General features: G+C 50.8%; 7 protein-coding genes. All 7 read left to right on the plus strand.

Translation table 11 applies throughout. From position 1 onward, the window contains the following. A partial coding sequence (locus tag J0A65_RS20980) for a Gfo/Idh/MocA family protein (protein WP_206596292.1) occupies positions 1-475 on the plus strand: 475 nt, incomplete at its 5' end. Beyond that, the gene (locus J0A65_RS20985) at positions 472-1,449 is read left to right on the plus strand and encodes an NAD-dependent epimerase/dehydratase family protein (protein ID WP_206596293.1); all 978 of its coding nucleotides are present in this window, start codon (positions 472-474) and stop codon (positions 1,447-1,449) included. The genes J0A65_RS20980 and J0A65_RS20985, both read left to right, overlap by 4 nt. Further along, positions 1,446-2,546, plus strand: coding sequence for a DegT/DnrJ/EryC1/StrS family aminotransferase (locus J0A65_RS20990; protein ID WP_206596294.1), 1,101 nt, complete (start codon positions 1,446-1,448; stop codon positions 2,544-2,546). The genes J0A65_RS20985 and J0A65_RS20990 overlap by 4 nt, the downstream gene beginning before the upstream one ends. Beyond that, positions 2,543-3,556, plus strand: a complete 1,014-nt coding sequence (locus tag J0A65_RS20995) for a hypothetical protein (RefSeq protein WP_206596295.1) — start codon at positions 2,543-2,545, stop codon at positions 3,554-3,556. Before J0A65_RS20990 ends, J0A65_RS20995 begins: the two co-directional genes overlap by 4 nt. A gap of 28 nt (positions 3,557-3,584) precedes the next feature. After that, positions 3,585-4,562 carry a methionyl-tRNA formyltransferase gene (locus tag J0A65_RS21000; RefSeq protein ID WP_206596296.1) on the plus strand — a complete coding sequence of 326 codons (978 nt, stop codon included), beginning with the start codon at positions 3,585-3,587 and terminating at the stop codon, positions 4,560-4,562. A 15-nt stretch (positions 4,563-4,577) separates the two neighbouring features. Then, positions 4,578-5,888, plus strand: a complete 1,311-nt coding sequence (locus J0A65_RS21005; RefSeq protein ID WP_206596297.1) for a glycosyltransferase family protein — start codon at positions 4,578-4,580, stop codon at positions 5,886-5,888. Further along, a partial coding sequence (locus J0A65_RS21010; protein WP_206596298.1) for a lipopolysaccharide biosynthesis protein occupies positions 5,881-6,240 on the plus strand: 360 nt, incomplete at its 3' end. The genes J0A65_RS21005 and J0A65_RS21010, both read left to right, overlap by 8 nt.

Genomic DNA, 6,240 nt, shown 5'->3' on the forward strand with positions numbered 1-6,240 from the left:
CGATGTGGTGACCGATCTGATGATTCACGACATTGATTTGGCCCTGTACCTCAACGGCCCAGCCCAGTCGGTAGCCGCACACGGCTTTGCACACGGCGACATGATCGACTTCGCCTCGGCACTCATCACCCACGAGAACGGTCAGTTCTCGCGCATCCAGGCCAGTCGCGTGACGGACAAGAAAATCCGCCAGATCGAAGGCACCTGCGTCGATATGTTCGTTGACTGCGACCTTCTGCGTAAAGAAATCCTGATCAACCGCCAGTCCGAGGCGCGTGATAGTGGCAGCCTGCCCTACGCCATATCGGCGATCCAGGAGGCTGTCGCCGTTCCACCACAGGAAGCCCTGCTGACCGAGCTGCAGGCATTCATGGCTAGTTGCCGTCAGCCGGCCGCCGGCCAGGTTCCGGGTGTCGACGCTGGTGTCGATGCAATGAAGATATGTGCACAAATTCAGGCGGCGGTTCAGGCATGACGATTCGAGAAGGTTTTGCGGGCAAAGGTGTTCTGGTCACGGGCGGCGCCGGCTTCATCGGCAGCCACCTGGTGGACCGCTTGCTGGCCGAAGGCGCCGCTCATGTAGTGGTGATCGACAACCTCTTCGTCGGCTCCGAAGACAACCTCGTCGAGGCCCTGGCCTGCGGCAAGGTCACTTTCTATCGCGATGACGCTGAGCTGAGCACCAGCCTGGAGTACATCTTTGCCAACCACGCTATCGACGTGGTGTTCAACTGTGCCACCAAGGCGCTGAACTACTCCTTCCTCAATCCGGCCAATGCCTTCGACACCAACGTCAAGGTGGTACTCAATCTGCTCGAGCTGCAGCGCCGTGGGCTGTTCAAGACCTTGTGCCACTTCTCCACCTCGGAGGTGTATGGTTCGGCGGTGTATGAGCCGATGGACGAGGCGCATCCGCGTAACCCCACCACCACTTACGCCGCGGGCAAGGCTGCGGCCGATCTGGCGGTGGAAAGTTACGTGCGCATGTTCGGCCTGGATGCCTACATCGTCCGTCCGTTCAACAACTACGGGCCACGGCAGAACCACAAGGGCATGCTGGCCGGGGTGATCCCGATCACCGCCGTGCGCCTGCTCACGGGGGGCATCCCGGAGATTCATGGCGAAGGCACCCAGAGCCGCGACTTCATTTATGTCCATGACACCGTGGATGCCGTGGTCAAACTGCATGCCGTGCTGCCGTCTGGCGAAACGGTGAACATCTCCACCGACAACCAGATCTCGATCAACGAGCTGATCCCGCGCATCTGCGCTCACTACGGCTACAGCGGCGAGATCTTGCGCAAGCCTGCGCGTCATTCCGACGTGCTGTCGCACAACGCCAGTAACGAGAGGGTCAAGGGGCTGATCCAGTATTCGTTGACCCCGTTCGAGCAAGGGCTGGCGGAAACCCTGGACTGGTACACCCATTTGATCGGAAACCGCGCATGAGCCAGATCCGTTTGATGAAGCCCTATATCGGTTTCGATGAAGTCGAAGCCGAGATGCGGCAAATATTTGAAAGTGGCATTTTTACCCGTGGGCAACACGTTGAGGCGTTTCGTAAAGAAATTTGCGCCTATACCGGCGCACGCCACACGCATCTGGCCACTTCTGCCACTACTGCGCTAAGCGTTTGTCTGAAGCTGATTGGTATTGAGCCGGGTGACGAAGTTGTAGTTTCCGATTTCTCTTTCCCCGCCACCGCGAACGTTGTGGAGGATCTGGGAGCGCGTCCGGTCTTTGCCGATGTATCGCTCGATACCTACAACATGCTGCCCAGCGCATTGCGCGCTTGCATGAGTGCAAAAACCAAAGCTGTTATTGCTGTTGACGCGTTTGGTAATCCCAGCGGAATGCATGAAATCGCTGCAATCTGCAAAGAGTATGGCGTGCCGTTCATCGAGGATGCCGCTTGCGCCATCGGCAGCAGCGAACAGGGCGTACGCGTGGGGAATATCGCGGATCTGACCTGCTTCAGTTTCCATCCACGCAAGCTCTTGACCACGGGCGAGGGCGGGGCAATCACAACGAATCGCGATGATTGGTCTGCATGGTTTGACGTGAAGCTCAATCATGGCGCCAGCGGCATGTTGGGCTATGGCCTGGACTTCATCGAGCAGGGCTATAACTATCGTCTTTCCGAACCTCAAGCTCTTATGGGGCGTGTTCAGTTGCGGAAGCTGGATGAAATCGTTGCTGAGCGTAATGAGGTAAGAAGTGAATATGTGCGCTTCTTGGCATCAGCGGGTTTTATACCCCAGCAGCGTGCTTCCGATGTTGTGCACAATGTACAGTCTCTGGTTTTTCGAGTTCCAGAGGGCGTTGACCGTGATTTATTGATAGGTGGTCTGCGTGAAGATGGTATCGAAACAACTATCGGTACCTATTGTCTGAGCGATACGACGTATTACCGCGAGCGTTATGCAGATGTTCAGCGTCACGCAAAACGGCTACAGCAGGAAACCATCACTCTTCCATGCTATCAGGGTGTTGACGTTAAGCGTGTATGCGAGGCTATTGTGCGCAGAGGAATCAACGCGCGATGATTCAAGGCGTACGTGAATTTCGTTTGCTTAGCGAGTTTCGTACGCGCCTAGCGCTCGACTTAAACGATCTTGTTGTGGCAACTGAGGCTGGTAGTGGCCCTTTCTTATATTCTTCACTCGCAGCAGCTCTTGCTGGTGCAAGAAAAGTTATTGCAGTTGCTCCTGATAGCGTGTATGCCACGCATCAGGAAATCTCCAAGAAAATTAATAATTTGGCCTCGGCTTGGGGTGTTGCAAGTAACTGTATCTCTGTGGTTTCTTCGCGCGAGGAAATTCCAGCAGGAATTGATATTTTCTTAAACCTTGGATTTATTCGCCCTTTGGATGCGAGCCTGCTTGCAAAAGGAAGTCTAAATGCTGTGGTTTCCTATATGTGTGAGGCTTGGGAATATAGGCCTGGGGACTTGGATTTGCAGTTCTGTCGTGAGCTTTCAATTCCAGTGGCAGGTGTGAATGAGGATTATCAGGGCTTTGGGGTCTTTGAGTCCTGTGGGCAGTTAGCCTTAAAGCTTCTTTTTGAAGCTGGTGTTGAGGTCGCAGGTTGTAAAATTGGGCTGCTGAGTGATGATCCTTTTGGTGATGTAATTGAAATTGCACTTCTGGCTAATTCCAGTCAAGTTTTTCGGGTGAAGAGTGCTTCGGAGCTTTCCTTTGAGCATGCTTCGCATCTAGATGCCTTGGTTGTTGCTTCTTACTCGGATTCAGATGATGTGCTCAAGGAGCTAGGTTTTTCATTTGAGTCCCTTGTTGCGACAAATCCTGCCATCAAAATTATTCAGTTTTCAGGTGCCGTAGATGTTGAGGCGGTTGTGGCTGCTGGTCTGGATATTTATCCCGCAGCAAGGCTGCAACCTTACAGGATGTCAAAAACCCTATCGTACTTAGGAGTTCGCCCTGTACTTGCCCTTCATTCGCTAGGTCTTAAGGTTGCGCAGTTGCTGTATCAGGAGCGTCGCGGGACTCCCATCCCTTTATCATTTAATGATTTGATTCAAAAAATGATTGACTAGTAGGTGCTCCTCTCTAGGTGAAATGGTCATGAAAATTCTAGCAATTGGTCGTTCTGAGTATTTATTGAATACTCTTCGTGTTTTATCGAAAAGCCATCAGATTGTTGGGGTGATTACAGGGCCTGCTACTGATGAAAGTCTTGCTAAGGAAGAAGATTTTCAGAAATTTGCTGAGCGTCAATCTTGTAGTTATATATGTTCCAGCGTTATTGATAATAGTGTTTTGTCTTTTTGTGATTCTGTAGGGGCTGATGTTGCTGTAAGTGTTAATTGGATTTCAGTTATTGGTTCTCAGTTTATTGAGCGTTTTCCTCAGGGTGTCTTGAATGCACATTGTGGAGATATTCCTGAGTATCGAGGCAATGCAATTCTTAACTGGGCTATTCTTCGTGGTGAAAAGGAATTGACAATTTCGGTTCATAAGATGATGGCTGGAGAATTGGATGTTGGTGATGTTTATGCTCGGCGCTCTTTTTTGCTAAATAAGCAGGATAGTGTTGGTGACTTGGTTGAAAGGTTGGGTAGTGAGATTCCGCTCGCTTATAGTCAGGCTTTAGGTAATTTGGAGCGAGGGGTTTGTCTTCGAAGCTATTCTGAAGTTCTGCTTAGGCAGGGTTTTAGATGTTATCCGCGTCTCCCAGAAGATGGCTGTATCGAATGGTCATGCTCTGCTGTAGAAATAGATAAGCTGGTGCGTGCATCTTCTCGTCCTTACCCAGGTGCATTTACTGTTCTTATGTATAAGGGTGAACTGAGAAAACTCATTGTGTGGTCGTCACGAGTTGTGTGTGATGCTACTTTGGATGTCGGGGTTCCTGGGCACGTTATATGGAATGATAGGGATTCAGGTGAGACTCATGTTTATACGGGGTCTGGAGTTCTTGCGCTTAGGTGTGTTCAATGGGTGGGTGGAGAAGATTTTAGACCGGGCGAGTATTTTAAGAGTATTCGTATGAGGTTCGGTTTGTCTCAGGGTCAGCTGATTGAGTTGCTGGCCTCTCGTTGATATCGGGGATTAATCTTGAGGGTTTTAATTGCTCCTGTAGAAGTTGCCGGGATTGCCCAAGGTTTGTACGAGGGTTTTTCGGAGATTGGCGTCGATTCACAAGTATGCCTGTCTTTAGCGCACCCTTTTAAGTACTCCGGTAATAAAAAGGAGCCTTGGGTTCTTCGCGTTTGGCAGTTTCTGGGTGGGTGGCGCAGTAAGTTGACCCGGGCTAGTTTGTTTCAGAAGCCGTTTTCAGTCGTGCTTCATAATTTATGGGGTTTTGTTGTTTTATTTTGGGCTATTTTTAGATTTGATTCGTTTATTTTTTTGTATGCTCTAACTTTGACGAATACAAAAATAGAGCTGTGGTTGTTGCGCCTTTTGGGGCGAAAAATAGTATTTATATATGCCGGGAGTGATAGTCGGCCACCTTTCATGGATGGTGGTTTTTTTGCCGGTGCTGTATCTGATCCAATTCCTTCGGTGCGGAGCATTTTTCGGCTTGTGCGAGGTGTAAAGAGTCGGGTGGCGGCTCAGGAAAAATATGCGGATTTCGTTGTTTGTTCCCCTGCATCTGCTCAATATTTGACTTTGCCATTTGTGGATTGGTTTCTGATGGGGATTCCTAAGTCTTTTGCCTCGTCAGGAAAAAATTCTGATAAGAGTGCGGGTGTCGTTCGGATTCTTCATGCGCCTTCGAATTCTGGTGTGAAGGGGACCGCTACTATAATGGAGACGCTGGAGCGCCTGCGTGAAAAGGGTCATTTGATTGAGGTTTTTCTTCTAGAAAATAAGTCGAACTCTGAGGTTTTGGAAGCTCTTCAGAATTGTGATTTCATTGTTGATCAGCTTTATGCGGACACTCCGTTGGCTGCGCTGGCTGCTGAGGCTGCCTTTTTCGGTAAGCCAGCGATTGTGGCTGGATATTTTTCTGAGTTTGTGCAGAGTCATGTACGCAAAGAAAATATTCCGCCCAGTTTGTTTGTTATGCCTTGCGAGCTGGAAGCAGCTATCGAGAAATTGATCGTGGATCGCTGTTTTCGTTGCGAGCTTGGATTGAAAGCTCAAAATTATGTTCGGACTCGTTGGAGTCCTAAGCATGTTGCGCTTCGGTATCATCAGCTTTTAGTGGGTCACGAGATCCCCACGGATTGGTGGGTAGATCCATACTCGATTCGTTATGTTGACGGAAATGGATTGGATCGAAGAAGAACTGCGAAATTAGTGCGAGAGCTAGTCAATAGCTACGGTAGTTCAGCGCTGATGCTTGCAGACAAGCCAGCGCTTCAACAAGCGCTACTCAGTATGGCTAATCAGGCAGGTTGCGGAGATACAGGTGCTTAAGGCTGTCCTGCGCGATAGTCTCGTATACGGTCTGGCTTCGGTGCTGTCCAAGGGCCTGGCGATCTTCCTGCTGCCACTCTATACCCGTGTGCTGTCGCCGGGCGACTACGGTGCCTATGACCTGCTGATTACCCTCGGGGCGCTGGCCAATCTGGTGGTGGCACTGGAGATTGCCCAGGGTCTGGCACGCTATTGGGCCGATGCACCCGAGCCAGCTGCGCGCAAGCGCCTAGCCAGCACCAGTCTGTGGTTCAGCGTGCTGATGTATGGGCTTTTTCTGCTGGTCGGCCTATTGGCTGCGCCGCAGCTCAACGCCCTGGTGCTGGGCGATGCCCGCTACCTGGATGCGTTT

This window comes from Bowmanella yangjiangensis, from assembly GCF_017255015.1.
GTDB lineage: Bacteria > Pseudomonadota > Gammaproteobacteria > Enterobacterales > Alteromonadaceae > Bowmanella > Bowmanella yangjiangensis.